The organism is Umboniibacter marinipuniceus, from assembly GCF_003688415.1.
Taxonomy (GTDB): domain Bacteria; phylum Pseudomonadota; class Gammaproteobacteria; order Pseudomonadales; family DSM-25080; genus Umboniibacter; species Umboniibacter marinipuniceus.
Genome location: NZ_REFJ01000001.1, coordinates 420,792 through 442,731 on the forward strand (window position 1 = coordinate 420,792; position 21,940 = coordinate 442,731).

Here is a 21,940-nt window from a genome sequence, read left to right on the forward strand (position 1 = left end):
CACAATGTTCGCAAAACGAAGTCTTGTGACAGAGTTGTCGCAGTCGCTAGCGTACAGAGAAATTGATGGACTGGTGTCTACCTTGGGAATCAATGATGAGTAGTCGGTGTTCGCCAAGGAGTTGGTTGGAGAGGCTCAAGGATAGTGAAGCGGAGTCATTGGACAGCAGTGCGCCGTCCAGAATCCAATCAACCGGCGTGATGGCGTTGGGGATGTTGATGGCGAGCTTGATAGCTTCGCCATTGAGCAGGCGAAAGGTCTCGCCCGATTGGACCCCTTCCACGCGAAGGGCTGAGTGAGGGCTATTGTGAGCTTGCAGCGGTGAGGCGCAGTGCTGACTGAGCGCTGGAATGGGCGTGATGAATTCCGGAGGCAGCAGCCCCGCAGCGCTATCGGGCCAAATGGGGATTGAAAGGCGCTGCGCGCGATGGTTTAAACAGTGTGCAAGTAGCCGCCTTGTGCCGGCCGCATTGACCCACAGTGGGCGATTCGCAATGAGGAATTCGCCCGGTAGATCACTGTTCAACGTACGCGGCGTAACACCTTCAATCGTGAGTGCCTCGCGACGACTAACACAGTGCTCCGTTTGTTCAACGGCACGTCCGTCTGGCCAGCAGATATCGCGACTTAATACTGTGGCGGGTCTATCTGGAGCGTGTTCAGCGCTTGCGAGCTGGGCAAAGACTTGAGTCATCAACGGCCCCGCAGCTTGAGCTCCCATTAGGTTGGCGATGGGGCTGGAATCAGCTCTGCCGAGCCACACGGCAACGGTATAGTCCGCGTTAACGCCAATTGCCCACGCATCCCGATTCCCCCAGCTTGTCCCAGACTTCCAGGCAATGGGGTTGAGAGGATCTTGTTGGCGCGGCCCATTCAGTGTGGGCAGCGGCTGAGCAGCCAAAACCGAATAGCTAATCCATGCTGCTTCGGGAGAAATAAGTCTGCGTGGGGCGACAGCGGGGTCGAGTGCAGAGTAGCGTAAAGGCGTTACCAAACCGTTGTTGTTGATCGCCCCGTAAAGTGAGGCAAGCGAGGCTAATGACGTACCAGCGCCACCAAGGATGATGGACGGATTGGGGGACGCCGCATTGAAAACTAAAGGCGTCTGGACGTGAGCTAATTGGTCAGCAAAGCGCTGCGAACCGTAGGCTTCGATGAGCTGCACAAACGGGATATTGAGCGATAGTCGGAGTGCGCTTGCCGCGCTAACTGGCCCCATGTATCCGGTATTAAAATTTTCGGGCTGATAGTCGGTATTCAGACGCGGCGCATCAACAAACAGGCTTTCACTATGAATCAAGGTCTCGTCTAGCGCCAGCGCGAATAGTAGCGGCTTTAGGGTAGAGCCAGGAGAACGAATGGCGGGTACCATATCGACGAAGCCGGCACTATTAGGATCAGCATACTTAGCACTGCCCACATAGCTAATCACTTCGCTCTGATGATTACTAACAATTAATACTGCCGCGTTAGTTTCGCGCCCCCAGCGGTTTGCGTGTCGTGAGGCTAAACTTTGTACGCGTTGCTGCAGTGGAGCATCAATAAAAGTGGGAACGATTGTGTGCGGATGGCGTTGGGAGAGTCGGAGGCTCAACAACGGGGCAACGGTTTGGCGCGATAGGGGCCAGCTAATCACTCCCTCCTGCTTCGCGGTGGTTGCTTCGGTAGCACTCCAAACGCCAAAATTAACTAAGCGGTCAATCACTTTGTCTCTAGCGGCTCGTGCTACTTCAGGATGGCGATCGGGGCGGAAACGCGTAGGTGATTGCGGAAGCACTGCAAGTAGCGCCGCCTCAGAATCTCTTAGCTCGCTACTCGATTTTCTTAGATATTGCTGACTTGCCGCTTCAATCCCTTCAAAATTTCCGCCGAAGGGCGCGTAGTTTAAATACAGGCTAAGGATCTCGTCTTTACTCAAGTGCCATTCCAACTGCAGGGCGCGAAGAATCTGTTGCGTCTTTCCTAGAAGGCTTCGAGGATGGGGGTGAAGTAGACGAGCCACTTGCATGGTGATGGTGGAACCGCCGGAAACGATTTCTCCCGCCGCTATCCACTGTTGTGCAGCTCGAAGTAGACTAATCGGGTTTACACCGGGGTGAAGGTAAAAGTATTGATCCTCGTAGGTGAGCAGCGCCTCGAGGTAGCGTGGGCTGACCTGTGCTAATTCAACTTCATGGCGCCAGATACCGTTTTCGTCCGGAAATGCCCGAAGTGGCAGCCCATTGCGATCAACTACCAGTCTACTATAAGAGCTTCGTTGCTCTGGCAGAGCAAGTGGAAACAGTTGGTCCGCCAACAGCGCCGTGACCATAAGCCCGGCGCAAAGACCTAAGATAAACTTAAGCCTTCGATTCCTTATGTTCTTCACTGAATAATTAGCCTATTCAGCGGCCTAGTCTGGCCGCGCACCTCAGGTTGATACATGGACTCAAGAAGTGTTATCGGTACCTGGAAGCTACCCGGTGTGGTGGCCCTGAGTAGATAGCCAGTTTGTATTTCCCTATCCGAGCGAAGATCGAAAGTACTGACGAAACGGTCATCACGATATGCTTCATGCTCAGGGTATAAATTGTTGCCAGCGGAGAGTCCCGCTACGTTAAGCTCATCGAGTGTTGGTGAATTCGGCAAGCGTGGATTCACCAGTTCGAAGCCAGCAGGGAGCAGAGAAATTAGCATCGCGTCGTGGACTCTCTGCCCAGACCAAGCTTTAACTTGCGCGTAAACCAACGAGCCGCTCGCCACTTCATCGGCTTCTGTTAACCGGCGATACTGGCCATTTTCGATGAGATAGTAATCAAGCTGAACCCGCACAGGGTCCTTCGCAAGCGCCTCAGGCGTGGCAACCCCCGAGGCCGCAAAGCTAACAAATATGGGTTCCGAGCTAGGATTGCTAACCACAGTCTCTAGTGGGGTATTCGAGAGACGCCAGCGTTGACCGCGATCACCGCGTTGTAACCCTGAAAAATCGGTACCACTCACCTCGGCTTCCCAAGCTGTTGAGCCGCTGTTTTCTAAACTTAAGCTTAGTAACTGCGCGCGCTCTTGGGTGTTAAGCCATTGTTGATCACGGAACGTTTGGAATAGATCGTTAAAGCGTGCCGTGGCATCAACCGAAGCCAACAGATCATGCCGTTGTAGTAGTTGATACACAGCAGCTTGGTCTCGTAGCTTAGAGCCGTAGTCTCCCATATAGCTCTCCGGCCTCACGGTGTGCGGGAGTGTTTGTTGTAGTAACGCGTCGGCTGCCGCTGAGTCTCCGCTTAGCCGCAACGCTAGTGCTAGATGGACAACGCTGATGGGTGTTCGTAGCGAAAGTCCTTGTCGATCACGAAGGTCACGAATTGGTCCCAACGCTAGTAACCCCTCTCTGGCCAAGACATAGGCCGCGTAGCTCTTTACGCTGGCGTCTAAGGCATTGGGGTTCTGACTATAACCAAGGTCATCAAGCTGAGCTCTGTTCAGGGCGTAACTACGCAGCCTTTCTATCACTGGCTTAATGAGCGACTCGGGGACGTTTGTTCCGGCCGAACGTAAGGTTAGCAGTGCGTCGGCGGCATAAACGGTGAGCCACGGAGACTCGTTGCTGGAAGAGGGCCAAAGTTGGAAGCCACCACTTGGATGCTGGAGTTCGCGGTAGCGCAGCAAGCTCGCTTCGAACATGTCGCTGCGCTCAGATTCGCTAGCAGCTAAAGCGTTAAGTTGCGTTGACGAGGCGCTTAGCCAGGGGCGTAATCGGCTGGTTGTTTGCTCCAAGCAGGCATACTCGTAGTCAACAAGGTAAGTCCAATTCTCTAATTGCCCGAAGTCTGGCTGAGCGCTAATTTGCAGCCAGCTCCTTAGGTCCTCGGTCTGTAAGTCGGTCAACAAAGACCGCGGCAGTGCTACTGAGCCACCCGCCTCAACCAGCGCGTGAGCGAAATTGGCCCGCGGGTTTTGAATGCCGCGCAGGGAAATAGGCCAGCGGCGTTCAATATTAAGGTCTTCACCCGTTAATGCGACAACGATAGTACCTTCAGTTCCCGCCTTAGCAGTACTGATAGGTAGGCGAAGCTGCGACGTCGCTCCGCGATCTAAGGAGATTGTTTGATTGATCTCCGTCATCGTCAGCGCACCTTCGGCGTGAATATTTAGCTGTAGATCACCACCTTCATGGCGAAGGTTGCGTAGATCGATAATTCCCTCTAACTGATCGCCATGGGCTAGAAATCGCGGCTGAGCGAAGTCGATTACAACGGGCGAAGAAACGGTTACACGTTGCTGCACATAGCCCACCGCGCGTTCGCCAAAACCGTGTGCGGTGAGTAATAGCGCGCCATTAAAATCAGGTACTTCAACATCAATGGTGGCGCTTCCGTTGGTGACGTTAACGGGACCGCTAAACCAGGTGGCAATCGTGGGCGACGACTTGGCGCGTTCCGCGCCGCGCAAGCTTTCGTCATCCTGCATATCAACGCGGGCCGCTGACATCATGAGGTCTCCACCCCAATGAATGGGCGCGTTGACCAGAGTACTGGGCTCCAGTACCCAACCGTATATATCGGACACGCTGGTTGCAGCATACCGTTTAGGGCCGTATAGCGCAGCGAAGGGGTCTTCGATACGATAATCTGTCAGTGACAAGGCGCCAACATCCACGGCGCTAACAGTGACTTGAGCGGGACCGCTATAGGCTTCACCGCTGGCATTGATAACTTGCAAAGACAGTGAATTATTCTGATCGGGAAGCCAGTTTTCAGGCGTATCTATACGCAGGCCGAGCTGTTGGTTGTGACGATCTAGGGGAACGTGCTGAAGGCCGAAGGCGCGCTTCCTAACTCGCTCATAATCACCTTCTGGGGAGACCACAAAGGCACTTAAATAAAGGTCATGGCGATCAACGCCCGAGGGAATAGTGACTCGGATTTCGCTGGTGGAATCCGTGATATCAAAATGTCCCTTCGCTAGGATTTGATCGGCTTCTAGGACCCACAAGCCAGCACCGCGAATCGGGCTGCTAATCTGCGCAATGAACTCTGTGCCAGCCTCGAAGCCATCACCGTTGAGGTTAATGGTAATGGCTTCCGGGTCCTGTAAGCTGGCCTGATTCATCCAGCGGTTATACCAGTCGGAGCCCGCTTGAAAACGGATGCGGGTTAATCCTCCGCTTTCGTCAGTCACTTCAAGACGATACGTACCCCACTCAACGGGGAGCTGCAGCGTTGCGGTGTTGTCAAAGTCGTACTGGCCGTCAAACATGAGATACTCATTGTCCTGACGAACATATTGCCAACCGCGTTGAGCACTGTGACGCCAGAATCCAGTTCGCTCTTCGCGAATTAACTGAATCTTTGCCAAACCCTCGGAAACTTGTTCACCTCTGACGTCGAACCGACCTAATACAAACTCGGCAATACTGTTTTCAGGGACACGACCCGCGTCGAATTGAGGGTCGATACCAACGAAAAAAGGCTTAGGCCAAAGGATTACGTCATATTGACGGTCGATGCTTCGGCCGCTGCTTTCAAATAAACTGTAACTTAGACTCATCAATGCTGGGCTGGTTAGTGATGCAACGTCGACCTTGGCGTTCTCCAGTGTGGCGAGACTCAGCTCCGTTGATGTTACCCCCGCAGCGTCTAAATTTTGTTCTGGAAGGTCCAAATAGAGTGAGCCAACGTCATTGTTGCCGAAGTAGTAGTCAGGCCAGTTTTTGAGGGGGCGAACGCTAGGGCGTATTACCGCACTCGTTGTTAATCGATTGCCGCTGGCGGGAGCACCATACAGGAACTGCCCTAAAACCGGGATCTGCAGCGGCGAATCAATCGTTTCCGTTAGTGCCCACGCAGGCGCGTCTTGGCCGTTGTTCCAAGTTATCTCAAGTGTTTCAGGCAAAAATTCTTCTACTTGGAAATTGATGTAGGCGGTGTTGGCACCACCATCAACACGGATACCCCAATAACCCGCTACCGCATCTTCTGGAAGCTCAATGGCTAGCTGAATGTAACCAAACTCATTAGGTCTTTTGGCCACGGTTGCAAACTCAGCACCACGCGCATCGAAGACTTCAAGCAGTTGCTTGCTAGTGAGAGTATGGCCGTCATGATCCTTTGCCAGTAGGGAGAAATGAACCGTCTCACCCGGGCGGTAGAGGTCCCTAGGGAAGTACGCATACTGAACCTGAGGCTGGTGGTACTCGAGGCCTTGAAGTTTATCGCTGAGATCATAACTGTTGCGGTAAAGTTGAATGACGCTGACGGCATTTTGATGACGGGCAATGAAGAAGCTTCCGCGACCCTCGCTATGGGCGAAGCCTGCGTAACCGTGTTGGTCGGTCACCGCCGTAGATTGGCTCTCGTTGTTATAGTTTAGGCGAGTAATCTCCACGCCTTCGATCGCCTTGCCACCATCGATCTCTTGAGCAAAGATCTCCACCCGCTCATCGAAATTACGTAGTTGGAGACCAATGTGCGAAACACTGAGCCACATTGCACTCTGAAAATCTAAATCACCGGGACCTCTCGCGGTGAGTAGATAGATACCGGAGCGGTCGAAGTCAGCGAGCGTATTTAGCCCGACGCCTACCTCATGGCGTGTATTGTTCCCTTGAGGTAGTTCAATTCGCTGACTGTTGAGATGCTCAATGGCGGCTTGTTTGTCTGCATTCCTTAGATAGCGGCTAGCGCCATCTAGGAAGCGATCCAAGTCTGAGAAAAAACTGCCCAAATGATCATCTTTTATTCGGTATACATTGAGGTCGGCAAATTCGAGATTAGTGCTGTGAAGGATCAAGCTGTCGACTGAGCGCAGATTAACAATGGCACCCTGGGCGTCAAAGCGAACTGAAGAAGGCATGGGTTGAGACTGAAATTCGCCCTTTTGCGTTGCCGCTAATGTGGTGCCATTTTCGGCCGTGAGGGAGGCCAAAATTCGGTACTGATAGTTGGTGTTGGGCGCTACATCGCGAAATTGCACACGCATCCCATCAGCGCTTAACACCGCTTCGCCGGCGTTAGGACTCAGAATAATCTGTTCTCTTAAACGCTGATCGGCCAATGGTGTACTCAGCTTCAGTTCGATAACGTTGATGTTGCCTTGCTGGACTTCGGACATTGCGATCACTCTTAATGGGACATCGGCAAATAAGCTAGCTGAGTGATCAGACGCCAAGACCTCAGGGTTATCATTGCTTCCCTGGGCTGAGTGGGGTGGGGAGTCTGTAGTGTTGTCACAACCGAGCGAAGCAAGGAGTGCAAATAGGAGACTAAGCTGCATTAGGATCTTCATGGTATAGGCGCCCACTAAGTAATTGTCCTATCAAATATAGCATGGAGGTCAGCTATTGTGGTGGGATGAATTCTGAGGAATTATGACAAAGTGAGGCAGTAAAACTGTCTCCGCTAATCACTATTGAGGTTTTTATGGCTGAGCTGAATACCCCGCTAACCATCGCGGGAAAAGTTTTATCCAATCGATTCTCGTTGGCGGCGCTGACGAATCTACAGAGTCATGTGGACGGAACGCTAACTGACGATGAATACAATTGGCTCGTACATCGCGCTGAAGGCGGTTTTGCAATGGTTCATACTTGCGCTGCCCAGGTGTCCCAAACAGGAAAAGGCTTTGATGGCCAGTTGGGGCTCTACGATGATAGACATCTTGACGGGCTGAAACGTCTCGCTTCGGGGCTCAAAAAGGCGGGGGCAATGTCTATCGTGCAGTTGCACCATGCGGGAATGCGAACACCGCCTCAATTTGCGAAGGGGCAAGCGGTAGCCCCTTCGGACATAGAGAAATATCAGGCGAGAGCGCTGACGAATGCGGAGGTCTGGGACGAGATAGCGTGTTTCATTAGCGCGGCGGAACGTTGCCAGCGCGCTGGCTTCGACGGGGTTGAAGTACACGGTGCACACGGATATTTGATCGCCCAATTCCTCAGTGCCAGCATCAATAGTCGTACCGATGAGTTTGGTGGCAGTTTGACCGCGCGAAGTAAGATGCTTAATGAAGTCATTAAGGGGATACGCGAGCGTTGCGGTAAGGACTTTGTGGTTGGGGTGAGACTTTCCCCTGAGCGATTTGGCGTGGAGTTAAGCGAAATGCAACAAGTCGCTCAACAAATCTGTGGTGACCACGAAATTGACTATCTCGATATGTCGTTATGGGACGTAAAGGCCACCGTTGCGGACGGGGATAAAGCGGGTCAAAGACTTATTGATTGCTTCACTAAGCTCGATCTATCGGGTGTGCCGTTGGGCGTCGCAGGGAAGATTTACAGTGCCGAAGATGCTCAGTGGTGTTTGGATCAAGGTGCAGATTTTGTGCTACCCGGCCGAGCGGCCATCCTGCATCATGATTTCCCGCTGCGCTGTCAGGATAAGCAATTTGTGAGTCAGTCATTGCCGGTTAGCAGAGCGTATTTGGCGGCTGAAAAGCTGGGGCCCGCATTTATTGACTATATGGCGACATGGGAAGGTTTTGTTGCCAACCCATGAGGCCCTAGGTGCTAAGTTTTACATCCAAGACTTGCCAGAAGACTCGGTAATGTAAAGTGAACCATCTACGAGATCTACCGCATCAGCTACCGGTAAATAGGGTACGCTGATGCTTCCCGATGCTAATACAAACTGGATCTTACAGAGATTACGACGACGCATGAACCAACTTTGCGACTGACTGATTTGCTGCAACTTGTGACGTTCGAAACATTTATAGCTCACCCCAATGAAGCCTTTTCGAATGTAAACGAATTGTTCGTCACCGCCGAACCCCCATCTACGCCAACGTAAGTAGCTCACGAGCGCCCCAATGAAAACGATGGCGCCAAACACTTCAATGGCCTTTAACCAGTCACTATTAAGCCAAACAATCGCGCTCGCCAACAGGCTAATCGGTATCCACATAAAGAGCATTTTGCTGATAATGAAGCGGCGATGAATAGGTTTGAAGGCCGCGCGATTAAGTTGTGTGCCAGGCATTGCATCATTGGCTAAGTCGAAGGCTTCCTCTGGAAAAACCGAGGGCACAATCAACTTGCTATTAGTTTCTACTCCCGGCTGTCCAGGGTTTCCGGTTTGATTCTGTTTAAAGGTTAGGTTTACTCGCTTTAATAAAAGATCCAACCAATCCTGTTTGAATTCAATGGATTGTAATCTACGCAGCGGCAGGGCCACTTCATGCTTAGTGAGCAATCCTGAGCGACGGATATAGCGTTGACCGGCGCGTGACAGCGTATAGCCATAGTAGGTGAGGATTGATCCGGCCACCGAGAATAACGCTAGAATCATCATGGCAATCATAGTGAAGCTAAGCGCGGCCAGCGCGACGACCGCATAGCCTTGAGCGTCAACATCGAAGAGTTGCTGCAAATCAATGCCAATGTAGCTGAAGGCGCTACCGATTGAATCGGCGAACTCATCGAATAAGGGAGCCGCCGCGCCGAGGAAGATCCAGATTCGGTTATTGGTTAAGCCGTGGATAACGAGGTCCCCAACCGAACGACGGTTAAGTATAAGTTCTTGAGTTTGCGTTTCCGCTGGGTTGGCTTCAGTGCCGTCAGCGGTTGTTGGTACGTCAGCTGCAGCTCTAGCGCCTAAAATGGTCTCTTTGAGAGCAATAGCATGATCCATTTTAATAGCGATGAGCTTGGCTTCATTCTTGGCTGAACCTGCCGTATCTAGCTGCATGCAGCAGTAATCGGAAATACGATAATAAATGGGCTGCTCAAAGCGAATGTTTTGAATGCGTGTGAAGGGCAGGTGGGTTTGCGTCTTGTTGAAAATACCTGAACGAATTTCAATGGTATCGTTGGTGAGACGATAGCGATACACCAAGAAACTGGCTACGGCAAAACAAATTAATAGCAGTAATATCCCAATGATACTCGGTATGGTCACTCCTGGATTTTCTTTGATGCTCTTTCCTAATATAAGGAAAGCCGGGATCAGATAGATAAACTGACCGCCCAGCTGCTTTAGGGTTTTCGCTAAGAAGAAGACTACCGCGATGGGTGATATTCGGTGCCACTCGCCATCGATACTCGGTGTTGACTCACTGCTCATCGCGAACAGCCTCCTTGTGTTCAAGAATAAAGGCTCGCATTTGCTTTGCTACTTCGAACCGCAATCCCAGAATCACGAAGGTGTGCATGTGCCCGCCGGCGCTATAAGCCAACAGGCAGGCTAGGTCGTATCGACGCTCGATAGGCCCCTGTTTTACTTCTACATGTTGTACTCGGGTAATAGGTTGAGTAACCGTCTTGCGTACAATTAATCCGGACTGATAGCTCAGGTCATGTTCGCGCAAGGCGAAGCATTTTTTAGGGTCAGCTAACCAACAATAAACCGCGATGAGGGTGCTGATGAATGTTAATGCGCCGGTGATAATCTTCGCTGGAATTCCCGCCGCGGGGAGTAGGTCAGGAATGACCAACCATGCTACGGCCGTTAACACCAGGCAGACAATCACCACAACAGCGGTGATAAGGCGTCGAATCTTTATGTAGCTTCGTTCTACGGGCGTGAAGGAGAGTTGACTAATTTGTGGTAATGATTCTGGCGATAAAACGCCGTTATGAAACTCCATTTGATGACATCCTTGATTGCGGCTGAGCGCGAGTAGATTTATTTGCTTTAAATTAAGCGCTATAGTCGACCTATCAGTCAACCGTGGAGAATAACAATGTTAATGGCTCGATACGCCGCAGTGCTGCTAGCGCTGCTATCAACGTCCGTTGTGGCCAACACCAAGGTCATCTACGCCGGGGAATTACTCATGATTCCAGGTCAGGAACCATTGCGGGCACAAACCGTGGTGGTGACAGATGATCGTGTTACTCAGGTTGCAAGTGGCTATCTGTCGCTCGCGGAGTTCACGGGAGAGGTTGAACTGGTTGACCTGCGTAACTATTTTGTCATGCCAGGTTTGATGGATATGCATGTTCATCTGCAGAGCGAACTCGGTCCGACGAACGATCGTGACGCGCTGCGGCTATCTGAGGCGTTAGCGGGGATGAAAGCCATTCTCTATGGAAGACGAACATTGGCAGCTGGTTTTACTACCGTCCGTGATGTCGGCTCCAACGAAGCAATGATGTATGCCTATCGCGACGCAGTAGCTCGCGGTTGGGTTGAAGGTCCACGAGTGATTGCGGCGGCTGGTGTTGCCACCACGGGGGGTCACAATGACGTTAGTGGTTTAAGCCCCGAATACATGCTTCACGCTTCGGCGGGAAGGCGAACCCTGTGTGATGGTCCCTACGATTGCCGTCGGGCAACACGCGATGCGGTAAAGTATGGTGCGGATCTGATCAAAATTACCTCCACAGGTGGTGTGCTCACGGATCGTGCAACCGGCACCGGACAGCAGATGGAGATGGATGAACTGCAGGAAATTGTTCGTTCAGCACATCGTCTGGGGCGCAAGGTGGCCTCCCACGCACATCAGGAAGACGGTATCATTGCGGCCCTAGAAGCTGGGGTAGATAGTATCGAGCATGGTTCCTATGCTGGACCCGAGTCATACGAATTGTTCAAATCTACCGGCGCCTACCTTGTCCCCACTTTGCTGGCAGGCGATACCGTTGTTCAGATGGCTGAGAATACAACGCTGTTGACACCTGCTCAGGCAGAAAAGGCCATTCGAGTGGGGGCTGATATGCAAGCGAATTTTGAGGGCGCCTATCAAGCCGGTGTAAAAATTGCTTTCGGTACCGACAGTGGCGTATCGCAACATGGTCTGAATGCCCAAGAGGCAGTGTTAATGCATCGTGCTGGCATGACTCCTATGGATATCTTGGTGTCAGCGACTGTTAACGCCGCCGACCTCATTGATATGTCAGAGGATTTGGGGACCATTGAAGTAGGTAAACTAGCAGACATTATTGCGCTGGAAAGCTCGCCACTAGGGGATATTGAGGCGTTACTTGACGTTGATTTCGTCATGAAAAACGGAACCGTTGTGAAGCAGTAGTGTACGCATTTTATAAGGATAACAAGCAATGCTAAGAGTAATGATTTTCGTGGTGGTTCTGCTGTGCTCAATGCAGTTGGCGGCCGCCCCAGTGTGGCAGGTAAAGCAGGGTGAAAACACCTTTTACTTAGGTGGAACTATCCATGTATTGTCGGCACAGGACTACCCGCTGCCTCCTAGTTTCGACTTCGCCTATGATGCCTCCGATACGTTATTCTTTGAGACTGATATGAGTGCCCTCAACGACGTGGCAATTCAGCAGAAGTTGATGCAGCGAGTCAGTTTACCTAATGGCGAGACCCTACAAGACTATTTGGATTCGGTTCAGTATGAAGCGCTGGCTGGTTGGTTGCGACACGCGCAATTACCTAGCCAAGCTTTTGATCGCTATAAGGTCGGCTTTGTCACCATTCAGATGCTAATGATCGAGTTACAGCGCATAGGTATTAGCGCCCCTGGCGTTGATCAACATTATTTCAATCGCGCCTTGATAGACGATAGAAACGTTGGCGAATTGGAGTCCATTGATAATCATCTTTCATTTTTTGCTAGTTACGGTGAAGGATTCGAAAATGAGTTGATGGAAATGACCTTAGACGAATTAGAATCCATCGAACTGGAAATGGACTCGATGCGTGCGGCATGGCGAAAGGGTGAGCTAAGCTACTTGGAGGCGATGTATGTGCAGACGATGAAAGATGATTTTCCTGACCTGTATCAGTCGCTACTTGTTGAGCGTAATAAAGCGTGGATGCCAGCCTTGGTTGAGATGGGCGAGACGCCTGAAACGGAGTTTGTGCTGGTGGGCGTAGCCCATCTCTTGGGGTCAGATGGACTTATACAAAGTCTTGAGAAGCAGGGGTTTCAAGTAACGAAGGTAGAGCAGTAAAAAAGAAGTTCGCCTTGGTCAAGAACCCCGTTAAGGGCAGAGAGCGCGACCAAGGCGATATGAGGCAAGATTACTAAGACCTCAAAGGGGTGGTATTGAGTAAACGGTAACGGTGTGTCTCTATATTCAATTGGTGAACGTAAAATGGCCTACGCCAATCTTCTTCTCTCGGAACCCGCCCTCGCAGTAGCTGAAATAAAATCGCCACATATTGATAAAGGTGTCCGATAAACCTTGCGCTTTAATGACGGCGAGGTTTTCTTCGAATCGTTCTCGCCAGTTAGCCAGCGTCTGCGCATAACCCAAGCCAAAATCGTAGTAATGGCTAAGGTACAAGCCCTGGGCGCCAGCGTGAGTGGAGATGGCGGAAACTGATGGTAAAAAACCACCGGGGAAGATGTACTTTTGAATGAAATCTACGTCGGTCTTGGCAGATTCGTATCGATCTTCAGGGATGGTAATGGCTTGAATGACGGCCTTGCCCCCAGGTTTCAATAGTCGCTTCAGGGTGCCAAAGTAGGTGTCAAGATACTGCCAACCCACGGCTTCGATCATCTCAATTGAAGCGAGTTTGTCAAATTTGCCTTGAAGTGCACGATAGTCATCTTTCAGAAGCGTGATTTTGCTTTCTAATCCTCTCGCTTTGATTTGAGCCTGCGTGTACGCGTATTGCTCTTCCGAAATGGTAGTTGTCGTGACATGACAGCCGATCTTCTCGGCCGCGTAGATGGCAAATCCGCCCCACCCAGTGCCAATTTCAACTAATGAATCCTCAGGCTTGAGCTCCAGTTGGTGTGCCATTGCGGCGAATTTCGCCAGTGAGGCCGCTTCCATGGTCGCCTCATCCTTTGCAAACACTGCGGCGGAGTAGGACATGGTTGGATCAAGGAATGTCTGGAAGAAGTCGTTGCCAAGATCGTAGTGACGAGCGATGTTATTTCTTGCTTGACGTTCGGTGTTTCGATTACGCCAGTGATAAAACTTGTTCAGTGGTTTAATGAGCTTAGCAAGTCCAGCATCAAGTCTGGAGGTGATCCCTAAATTTCTGGCCATCACCTGAATAACAGCGGTGAGATCGGGCGTTTCCCAATCACCTGCCATATACGATTCGCCGGCACCAATAGTACCCCCCAGAACTAAGTCTGTGTAAAAGCGAGGGTGGTTGACGTTAATTGTCGCCTTGAGGGTAGCCGATTCTTCCCCAAAACATCGTGTGTTGCCACGGTCGCAGAGCGTGAGATGTGCCCCCGCCAGTTGGTTGAGATTGGAGAAGACCAATCGCTGAGTCCAGCTTAACTTCGGGCTTGTGCTGTCGGCGTTTCGCGTGGCTGCTTTCATCGTGTAATCCTTTGCAAACATTTGAGGGCAGGCAACCTGCCTACTATTTTGTCTCGGGGTGACTATAAAAAGGCACCTTTTTCAACCAGAGCTTAAGCGCCTGACTGTATATTCTGATGATAGTTGTTACGGCACTCATTGGGTAGCGGATTAGTAGAGAGGGCATTCGGTTTACCGAAGTCCGACTCAGGCGCATCGCGGCAACGAAGTGTCGCGCTTCTTCCTGATGCCTTACTCGGGCGTCAATCACGACCTTTAAATGCTGGTCTGCGTGCGACAGCGTCCAGTGATAGTTGAGATTCATTGGATTGAACGGGGAAACATGAAAGTCTTTTTCGTGCTTATACTGCCATTCTTTGGTGCTTAAACAGGGGATGACATAGCGATGACGTTGATTCCAAGGCGTGTTGTGAACTTCGCCAACAACGCAAATTAGTTGGTTATTCACATCGTAGCAATAGAACAAACTGAGCGGGTTAAAACTTACGCCGAAATATCTTGGTTGGGTTAAGAGGCAAACCCGAGTTATTTCACGCTCAGTAGTTACTCCCACCCCTAGGCTGTCTCTTGCCACAGTTTCTATGATGTCGGTTTTCAAGTCTTGGTGATAATCCTGAAGGTAATCACAGCGGTGAAAAGCAATCAGGTTGAAACGATTGATGCTAAAAACACCAATATCGTTGGCCAGTTGACCGAGTTCATCCAGGTCAAGGTAAAGCATGTGGGTATGGTATTTGAAACTGTGATACTGAGGGGCGTGGCGAGTGTGCACCACAAGCCCTCTATATATCGCGGAATACATGCTCAAAGCTTAATCCCGAACTGTTCAGCAACACGGAGCGCACTGAATACGCCATCTTCGTGAAAACCGTTTCGCCAGTAAGCGCCGCAGAAGTGACTGCGATGGTGGCCGCTGATCTCGTGCCATCTTCCTTGAGCAATTTCGCCGTCACCGCTGAATACAGGGTGGGCGTAGGAGAACGATTTGATGATTTTACTGGGGTCAATATCTTGGCTTCGATTGAGCGTCACCAAAAGCTCTTCAGGACAGTCAGCGAAGTTCTGCAGACGGTTCATGTGATAGGTCACAGTGGCTTGCTCCGTGAGACGCTGGGGAATGTGGTAGTTCCATGACGCCCAGGCAGCTCGGCGCTTGGGCATTAGCCGCGTATCGGTGTGCAGGACAACGTCATTATGCTGATAGGGGATAGCGCCCAATATCTCTCTTTCCAGCTCGGTGCTGTTTTCAAGTAGAGCGAGAGCTTGGTCGCTATGGCAGGCGAAAACAACTTCATCAAAATGTGCCAGCTCACCATCGGCAAAATTTAGCCTCACTCCAGCTTCGGATCTGACAACAGAGTCTACGGGGCGGTTAGTGATGGCACGCTGAGCAAAGCGTTGGCTTAATGGCGCCACATAGCTGCGTGACCCGCCGCTAATGACTCGCCACTGCGGCCGATGCTCAACGTTGAGAAGACCGTGATTATTGAAGAACTTTAAAAAGAATGGCAGCGGAAAGGACAACATCACTTCTTCCGAAGCCGACCAGATTGCGGCGCCCATCGGGATAATGTATTTATCGCGGAACAACCTACCAAGCCCTTCGCTATCGATAAACTCGCCAAGTGTGACGTCGGGAACGGTGCCTTCTTCTAATAACGTCTTTGCTTGTTTATTGAACTTGATGATATCCAGTAGCATCTTCCAATAGCTAGGCTTAAATAAATTTCGCTTTTGCGCAAAAAGCGTGGTGAGGTTGGTACCCGCGTATTCGAGGCCTGAGTTCTCGCAATGCACTGAGAAGCTCATATCGGAGTCCTCGGACTCAACACCTAAACTGTCCATGAGTTTGATGAAATTAGGGTAGGTCCAGTCATTGAAAACAATGAAACCCGTGTTCACCGCATAGTTTTTGCCGTTGATTTCAACATCTTCGGTGTTGGTGTGTCCGCCCAAATAATCACCCGCCTCAAACAGGCTTACGGTGTGCTTTTCGGATAGAAGGTGTGCAGCGGTCAAGCCGGAAATTCCACCGCCAATTACCGCGATTTTAAGCTTTTGATTCATGGTCATCTCTTTTTAAATTTTTTATCGGTGACATCTTGCGTAACAGCCAACTCTTAATGGATGCCGGCAAACTATCGATGGCTACTAACCAGAAGGTAAAGCGTTTTGGGAACTGCAGATTAGCTTTGCCTTGGTCTAGGCCTTTGACGATTCTCTCTGCGGCTTCCCCGCTAGAAATCTTGAACGGCATGTCAAAGTCATTTTGATCTGTTAGCGGCGTGGCGACAAAGCCAGGAAAAACGAGCTGGAGGTCTATGCCTTCGTTTGCGAGATCGTAGCGCAGCGCTTCGCAAAACTGAGTTAATGCTGCCTTTGAGGCCGCGTAGGCCGCAGAGCGCGGCAACGGAAGAAAAACGATGCTACTCGAAATAACACTGATTTTCGGTTTTTTGCCAGCTCGCACAGCAGCACGAAGCAGCGGCAGCGCCGCTTCAATGAGTTGAACCGAAGCAGTGTAGTTAACGTGCATGACTCGCTCCGCAATCTCGCTTGAAAGACTGTGGGAGTCGAAGTATTCGCAAATGCCGGCATTAACCACGAGTAGATCAATGAAATCGGCTTGCTGCGCCACTCGTCGTTGCGCAGCAATAATTGACTGCTGATCGTTCGCGTCAAACGGTATCGCATGAATCGAATTGCTTTGGGTAGCGTCTTGGAGTGCAGTTGATTGACGCGCGGAAACGAATATCTGTTCGCTTCGAGGCGCTAGCACCTCAACAAGTGAGCGGCCAATCCCCTTTGATCCCCCGGTAATCCAAACGCTTGAATAACTGTTACTCATTTGAGCCTTGCCTTAAGCCAGCGAATCACCTGCTTTAGGAGCGGAAGCTGCTCATAGAGCATTGCGCCAGCGTCAAAGTAATCACGGTGGTAGTAGATGCGTTCTTCAAATAGTACGTGAGTGACACCCGGAACGATGACTAGCTTGCCGCCGTTGAGCTTGGGGTGTACCAAGTGCATTTGCCATATTAGAGTTGCTTCACCGTCACGCTCGAGGATTCGTTCGAATTCGAAATGGCAGCTCTGTACATTGCTGTAGAGGCTTGCGCTATAGCTCAACAAATTGTCTAGGCCGTTAATAACGTGTAGCGGATCAGTGAAGACGATGTCGTCGCGGTAAGCCTTAGCAAAGTTCTCTCGAGTTACCTGTTGAGCATTGAGATTAGCGAAAAGCTCGCACACAGCTTTAATCGGCGCCGAGCAACTCGTTAAGTCACGTGCGAAGCAGCTATCCCCGAGCAACTCCGAGGGACTTGAAGGACGAGTTTCTTCGATGGTCTGGTCCATATTATGGCAATCCTTAACTTTGGCTTAGACGCATTACGAGTGTTGCTTAAGTGTGGATCACAAAACAATTGTTCGCGCTTAGGTAATTGTCGAGCTTTACCCTCTAATGGGAATACTTTACGGTAAAGGCTTGATAACTCTGGTACTTCCAATGGATCCGAATCTAAACGAGCTGATGACCCGTATTGCCAACGACCGAGATCGGCAGGCCTTTTCGCAATTGTTCAACAATATCGCGCCAAAACTCAAGGCATTCTTGAGGAAGGGTGGCCTGTCTTCCGAAAATGCGGAAGAGATTATCCAGGAAGCACTATTTACTGTCTGGGACAGAGCTGCGCAGTTCAATAGCTCCAAGGCCTCGGCGACTACTTGGATCTATACCATCGCCCGTAATAAAAAAATTGACTGGCTACGCAAGCAAGGTCGACAGCCAATGACCAGCAGTGAGCTATGGCCAGACCTACCTGATGAAAGTGCGGAAATTGATCCGGATAGTGATCTAAATTTAGCCACTGTGCGTAAGCTGCTTGACAATTTGACGATCGAACAGCGCCAAGTTGTCTACAAAACTTTCTTTGAAGCAAAATCACAAAGTGAGATTGCACTCGATCTAGATGTTCCCCTGGGAACAGTCAAAAGCCGGTTGCGGTTGGCGATGAAAAAGTTCGAGAACTTTATGAGCGTGAATTAGTATGAATCATCATCCGTCAAACGAAGTGCTTTTGAAGCACGCAAGTGGGCTACTCACCGATTCTCTCGGGCTGATTGTGGCGTGTCACATCGACATGTGCGACAGCTGTTGCGACAGCTACAAGAGATACGAGGCGCTTGCCGCGGAGTTGGTGGTAGAGAGTGCAGGCGAGCAAGTCAGCCCAGAGCTTTTCGATCGTATGATGGCATCGCTAGGTCAACATCGTGAAGCACAAGCCGAGCCTACGGTGGTCCCTGGCTTACCAAAGCCGCTTTGGCGTCTCGTCCCGCAAGGACTAGATGGCTTGGAATGGAAGGGCATGTTTAAATCCGTCCAAACGTTCGATGTAGAGACAGGTGATCCGCGCTATGTAGGCCGTTTCTACAAGATTCTAGCTGGGTCGAAGCTACCGCAACACTCTCACCGTGGCAACGAAATCACCTTAGTTTTGAAGGGCTCATTCTCCGATGAGATGGGTCGTTACAACCAGGGCGACTTTATCGTCGCCAATGAAACCACTGAACATCAGCCTATTGCTGGAATGGAAGAAGATTGTATTTGTTTTGCAGTGCTTGATGCACCTATTCGTTTTTCCGGGTTGCAGGGTCTAATCCTGAATCCATTTATGGCAAAATAAAATATTAACGATAACTATTTGGCATTCATAGAAGACTGGTGTATAGTGGTCGCTGTTGAACATTGTAAGTTTCATTGTACCTCCGAGAAGACCCCTCTTAGCGAAAGCCTAGATGTGAAATCCCCGAAGATATGAATGAATCGGCAACACTCAGCGATTCGTCCCCAAAGGGGAAAACATTTTTACATTTAGGAAATATTATTATGTCTACAACTGGCGTAGTTAAGTGGTTCGACGAAACTAAAGGTTTCGGTTTCATTCAGCAAGAGTCTGGTCCTGACGTTTTCGTCCACCACTCTGCAATCAACGGCACAGGTTTCAAAACCCTAGCTGAAGGCCAAGCGGTAACTTTTGATGTTACAACTGGTCAGAAAGGTCCACAAGCTGAGAACGTAACTGCAGCTTAATCGACCTTTGTTGATAAAAGAGCACGCACTTAGCGTGCTTTTTTTATGTCTGTTTTTTTTGCATCCCTCCAGCTTCGCATCCTGTTAGCGCCGAGCTAGTGCCGTAAAACCCTGCCGTTTTTTCTTGTGACGCTAGTTTCTAAGTGTTGATCATCCCTCTATTGTTTGATTCTCTGTTATCGTGATTGCATGAGGCCCTAGCTCTAGCTTAATTTTGGCTGTGGCTGTGGCTGTGGCTGTGGCTGTGGCTGTGGCTGTGGCTGTGGCTCTGACGGTGGTTGTGGTTGTGGCTGTGGCTCTGACGGTGGCTCTGACGGTGGTTGTGACTGTGACGGTGGTTGTGACTATGACGATAGCGGTGGCGAGACAGGGTGCTTAATCTTGAGTGTTTCGCAGCCAATAGAATAGGCAAAAAAAAGCCGCGATATCGTGAGATATTGCGGCTTTTGTTGTAGCAAGTAAGCTTGCTACGAAGTATCTAACGCTTACTTAGCAGCTTTGCGCTCTTTAACTTCAGCAATTACCTTGTCAGCAACCTGCTGAGGGCAAGGTAGGTAGTGAGAGAACTCCATAGAGAACTGACCACGGCCTGAAGTGATAGTACGTAGGTGTCCGATGTAGCCGAACATTTCCGAAAGTGGAACGTCTGCTTTAATACGAACGCCTGTTGCACCTGGCTCCTGATCTTTGATCATGCCACGACGACGGTTCAAGTCACCAATTACATCACCAACGTGATCTTCAGGTGTGAATACATCAACCTTCATGATCGGCTCAATTAGCTGAGCGCCGGCTTTAGGAATTGACTGACGGAATGCGCCTTTCGCTGCGATTTCAAAGGCAATTGCCGATGAATCGACCGCGTGGAACGAGCCGTCGTAAAGTTCAACTTCAACGTCAAGAACTGGGAATCCTGCAAGAACACCCTCGTTCATCATAGACTTGAAGCCTTTCTCAACTGCTGGCCAGAATTCCTTAGGAACGTTACCGCCAACAACCGATGAAGAGAACGTGAAGCCTGAACCTGGCTCACCAGGTTTGATGCGGTAGTCAATCTTACCGTATTGGCCAGAACCACCAGACTGCTTCTTGTGCGTGTAAGAATCTTCAGTTGGGATGGTGATAGTCTCACGGTAAGCAACCTGTGGCTGACCTACTTCAAGTTCAACACCGAAGGTACGCTTAAGGATATCAACCTTAATGTCTAGGTGAAGCTCACCCATTCCCTTAAGGATAGTCTCGCCACTGTCTTCGTCAGTTTCAACGCGGAATGATGGATCTTCTGCGATCATCTTACCCAGTGCAACACCTAGCTTTTCAGTACCGGCTTTGTCCTTCGGAGAAACAGCAATCGAGATTACTGGCTCAGGGAAGATCATAGGCTCAAGTGTACAAGGGTGCTTAGGATCACAAAGTGTGTGACCAGTTTGTACGTTCTTCATACCAACGATTGCAATAATATCGCCAGCTTGTGCTGATTCTAGCTCGTTACGCTCATCTGCGTGCATCTCTACCATACGGCCGATACGCTCAGTCTTGCCGGTGAACGAGTTAAGAATAGTCATACCTTTCTCAAGCTTACCTGAGTAGATACGTACGAAGGTTAGGGCGCCGAAACGGTCATCCATAATCTTAAACGCTAGTGCGCGAAGTGGCTCGTCAACAGAAACCAAAGCGCGTTCGCCAGTGTCGTTACCTTCTTCGTCGGTCAACGGCTGAGCGTCAACTTCAGTAGGGCTTGGTAGGTAGTCAACAACCGCATCAAGAACCAACTGAACACCTTTGTTCTTAAACGCAGAACCACAGTAAGTTGGGAAGAAGTCTAGCTTGCGAGTACCTTCACGGATACAACGCTTGATATCTTCCATAGATGGCTCTTCGCCTTCCATGTAAGCCATCATTAGGTCGTCGTCCTGCTCAACAGCTGTTTCGATAAGCTGCTCGCGGTACATATCAACGTCATCAACCATATCAGCTGGGATGTCGATGATTTCAAAGTTCTCTGGAAGACCTGAATCATCCCACTTGTATGCAGTGCGAGATAGTAAATCAACAATACCAACGAAGTCATCTTCGCGACCAATTGGAAGTGTCATGACGAGTGGGTTAGCGCCTAGTACGTTACGAACTTGGTCAACAACACGTAGGAAGTCAGCACCAACACGGTCAAGCTTGTTGACGAAAATGATACGTGCAACTTCTGACTCGTTAGCGTAACGCCAGTTAGTTTCAGACTGTGGCTCTACACCACCTGATCCACAGAATACACCAACACCACCATCGAGAACCTTTAGTGAGCGGTATACTTCAACGGTGAAGTCAACGTGCCCTGGGGTGTCAATGATGTTTAAGCGGTGATCCTTCCAGTAACATGTTGTAGCAGCAGACTGAATGGTAATACCACGCTCTTGCTCCTGGTCCATGAAATCGGTTGTAGCTGCGCCGTCGTGTACTTCACCTGTTTTGTGAATCTTACCAGTGAGCTTCAGGATACGTTCAGTCGTTGTGGTCTTACCCGCATCGACGTGCGCGAAAATACCAATGTTTCTGTAATGTGATAGATCTGCCATGTCGTTACTCTGCTTCAAGTTAAAGTGCTCTAGCCTACGAAACCCGTGCGCCTTTGCGGGGGATGGCATCGAGAGCTAATTTCTCCGAATCACAAGTGTAGCTCGGAT

At 50.3% G+C, this 21,940-nt stretch carries 17 protein-coding genes; 7 read left to right on the forward strand and 10 right to left on the reverse strand.

The annotated features are described in order from the left end of the window. Positions 1-46: 46 nt before the first annotated feature. Together pbpC and DFR27_RS01975 are read right to left on the reverse strand one after the other, a co-directional pair. Positions 47-2,368, reverse strand: coding sequence for a penicillin-binding protein 1C (gene pbpC, locus DFR27_RS01970; protein ID WP_147434496.1), 2,322 nt, complete (start codon positions 2,366-2,368; stop codon positions 47-49). After that, a complete protein-coding gene (locus tag DFR27_RS01975; protein ID WP_147434497.1) occupies positions 2,365-7,263 on the reverse strand; it encodes an alpha-2-macroglobulin family protein in 4,899 nt (1,632 codons plus the stop codon). The genes pbpC and DFR27_RS01975 overlap by 4 nt, the downstream gene beginning before the upstream one ends. 134 nt (positions 7,264-7,397) lie before the next feature. Here DFR27_RS01975 and DFR27_RS01980 point away from each other — a divergent pair, with 134 nt between their 5' ends. Beyond that, positions 7,398-8,471, forward strand: a complete 1,074-nt coding sequence (locus tag DFR27_RS01980) for an NADH:flavin oxidoreductase (protein ID WP_121875779.1) — start codon at positions 7,398-7,400, stop codon at positions 8,469-8,471. Positions 8,472-8,489: 18 nt separating this feature from the next. Here the strand turns inward: DFR27_RS01980 and DFR27_RS01985 are convergent, their stop codons facing one another. Then, on the reverse strand, positions 8,490-10,037 hold the full coding sequence (locus DFR27_RS01985) for a PH domain-containing protein (RefSeq protein WP_121875780.1): 1,548 nt from the start codon (positions 10,035-10,037) through the stop codon (positions 8,490-8,492). Beyond that, positions 10,027-10,560, reverse strand: a complete 534-nt coding sequence (locus tag DFR27_RS01990) for a PH domain-containing protein (RefSeq protein WP_121875781.1) — start codon at positions 10,558-10,560, stop codon at positions 10,027-10,029. The genes DFR27_RS01985 and DFR27_RS01990 overlap by 11 nt, the downstream gene beginning before the upstream one ends. A 96-nt stretch (positions 10,561-10,656) precedes the next feature. Between DFR27_RS01990 and DFR27_RS01995 the strand changes: the two genes are divergently transcribed. Beyond that, a complete protein-coding gene (locus DFR27_RS01995) occupies positions 10,657-11,946 on the forward strand; it encodes a metal-dependent hydrolase family protein (RefSeq protein WP_245962583.1) in 1,290 nt (429 codons plus the stop codon). 28 nt (positions 11,947-11,974) lie between these two features. Then, positions 11,975-12,835, forward strand: coding sequence for a TraB/GumN family protein (locus tag DFR27_RS02000; RefSeq protein WP_121875782.1), 861 nt, complete (start codon positions 11,975-11,977; stop codon positions 12,833-12,835). A gap of 126 nt (positions 12,836-12,961) precedes the next feature. On the opposite strand, the gene DFR27_RS02005 is transcribed toward DFR27_RS02000, so the two are convergent. From DFR27_RS02005 to DFR27_RS02025, 5 genes are read right to left on the reverse strand one after another with little or no spacing between them, the layout of a single operon-like run. Continuing rightward, complete coding sequence (locus DFR27_RS02005; RefSeq protein WP_121875783.1) at positions 12,962-14,173, reverse strand: SAM-dependent methyltransferase; 1,212 nt, start codon at positions 14,171-14,173, stop codon at positions 12,962-12,964. A gap of 43 nt (positions 14,174-14,216) precedes the next feature. Then, a complete protein-coding gene (locus DFR27_RS02010) occupies positions 14,217-14,975 on the reverse strand; it encodes a DUF1365 domain-containing protein (protein WP_121875784.1) in 759 nt (252 codons plus the stop codon). Between the two features lie 2 nt (positions 14,976-14,977). After that, the gene (locus DFR27_RS02015) at positions 14,978-16,240 is read right to left on the reverse strand and encodes an NAD(P)/FAD-dependent oxidoreductase (RefSeq protein ID WP_121875785.1); all 1,263 of its coding nucleotides are present in this window, start codon (positions 16,238-16,240) and stop codon (positions 14,978-14,980) included. After that, positions 16,224-17,021: an SDR family NAD(P)-dependent oxidoreductase gene (locus DFR27_RS02020; protein WP_121875786.1), complete on the reverse strand. Its 798-nt coding sequence runs from the start codon at positions 17,019-17,021 to the stop codon at positions 16,224-16,226. The genes DFR27_RS02015 and DFR27_RS02020 overlap by 17 nt, the downstream gene beginning before the upstream one ends. Next, positions 17,018-17,527, reverse strand: coding sequence for a nuclear transport factor 2 family protein (locus DFR27_RS02025; protein WP_121875787.1), 510 nt, complete (start codon positions 17,525-17,527; stop codon positions 17,018-17,020). Before DFR27_RS02025 ends, DFR27_RS02020 begins: the two co-directional genes overlap by 4 nt. A 151-nt stretch (positions 17,528-17,678) precedes the next feature. On the opposite strand from DFR27_RS02025, the gene DFR27_RS02030 reads away from it, so the two are divergent. The 4 genes from DFR27_RS02030 to DFR27_RS12555 all read left to right on the forward strand — a co-directional run bounded on the left by DFR27_RS02030 (position 17,679) and on the right by DFR27_RS12555 (position 19,641). Beyond that, positions 17,679-18,218 carry a sigma-70 family RNA polymerase sigma factor gene (locus DFR27_RS02030; protein WP_170150747.1) on the forward strand — a complete coding sequence of 180 codons (540 nt, stop codon included), beginning with the start codon at positions 17,679-17,681 and terminating at the stop codon, positions 18,216-18,218. Position 18,219: 1 nt separating this feature from the next. Continuing rightward, positions 18,220-18,855, forward strand: coding sequence for a ChrR family anti-sigma-E factor (locus DFR27_RS02035; RefSeq protein ID WP_121875789.1), 636 nt, complete (start codon positions 18,220-18,222; stop codon positions 18,853-18,855). A gap of 200 nt (positions 18,856-19,055) precedes the next feature. After that, positions 19,056-19,262, forward strand: coding sequence for a cold-shock protein (locus tag DFR27_RS02040; protein ID WP_281269006.1), 207 nt, complete (start codon positions 19,056-19,058; stop codon positions 19,260-19,262). Positions 19,263-19,488: 226 nt separating this feature from the next. Then, positions 19,489-19,641 (forward strand): hypothetical protein, encoded by a 153-nt coding sequence (locus DFR27_RS12555; RefSeq protein ID WP_170150748.1) that lies wholly within the window; start codon positions 19,489-19,491, stop codon positions 19,639-19,641. Positions 19,642-19,747: 106 nt separating this feature from the next. Here DFR27_RS12555 and fusA read toward each other — a convergent pair whose 3' ends face one another. Further along, positions 19,748-21,832, reverse strand: coding sequence for an elongation factor G (fusA, locus tag DFR27_RS02045; RefSeq protein WP_121876097.1), 2,085 nt, complete (start codon positions 21,830-21,832; stop codon positions 19,748-19,750). Between the last annotated feature and the right edge of the window lie 108 nt (positions 21,833-21,940).

Bases quoted from the DNA above. Each gene is read 5' to 3' on its own strand.
- DFR27_RS01975 (WP_147434497.1), bottom strand. From the start codon at position 7,263: ATGAAGATCCTAATGCAGCTTAGTCTCCTATTTGCACTCCTTGCTTCG.
- DFR27_RS01980 (WP_121875779.1), top strand. From the start codon at position 7,398: ATGGCTGAGCTGAATACCCCGCTAACCATCGCGGGAAAAGTTTTATCC.
- DFR27_RS01985 (WP_121875780.1), bottom strand. From the start codon at position 10,037: ATGAGCAGTGAGTCAACACCGAGTATCGATGGCGAGTGGCACCGAATA.
- DFR27_RS01990 (WP_121875781.1), bottom strand. From the start codon at position 10,560: ATGGAGTTTCATAACGGCGTTTTATCGCCAGAATCATTACCACAAATT.
- DFR27_RS01995 (WP_245962583.1), top strand. From the start codon at position 10,657: ATGTTAATGGCTCGATACGCCGCAGTGCTGCTAGCGCTGCTATCAACG.
- DFR27_RS02000 (WP_121875782.1), top strand. From the start codon at position 11,975: ATGCTAAGAGTAATGATTTTCGTGGTGGTTCTGCTGTGCTCAATGCAG.
- DFR27_RS02005 (WP_121875783.1), bottom strand. From the start codon at position 14,173: ATGAAAGCAGCCACGCGAAACGCCGACAGCACAAGCCCGAAGTTAAGC.
- DFR27_RS02010 (WP_121875784.1), bottom strand. From the start codon at position 14,975: ATGTATTCCGCGATATATAGAGGGCTTGTGGTGCACACTCGCCACGCC.
- DFR27_RS02015 (WP_121875785.1), bottom strand. From the start codon at position 16,240: ATGAATCAAAAGCTTAAAATCGCGGTAATTGGCGGTGGAATTTCCGGC.
- DFR27_RS02020 (WP_121875786.1), bottom strand. From the start codon at position 17,021: ATGAGTAACAGTTATTCAAGCGTTTGGATTACCGGGGGATCAAAGGGG.
- DFR27_RS02025 (WP_121875787.1), bottom strand. From the start codon at position 17,527: ATGGACCAGACCATCGAAGAAACTCGTCCTTCAAGTCCCTCGGAGTTG.
- DFR27_RS02030 (WP_170150747.1), top strand. From the start codon at position 17,679: ATGGATCCGAATCTAAACGAGCTGATGACCCGTATTGCCAACGACCGA.
- DFR27_RS02035 (WP_121875789.1), top strand. From the start codon at position 18,220: ATGAATCATCATCCGTCAAACGAAGTGCTTTTGAAGCACGCAAGTGGG.
- fusA (WP_121876097.1), bottom strand. From the start codon at position 21,832: ATGGCAGATCTATCACATTACAGAAACATTGGTATTTTCGCGCACGTC.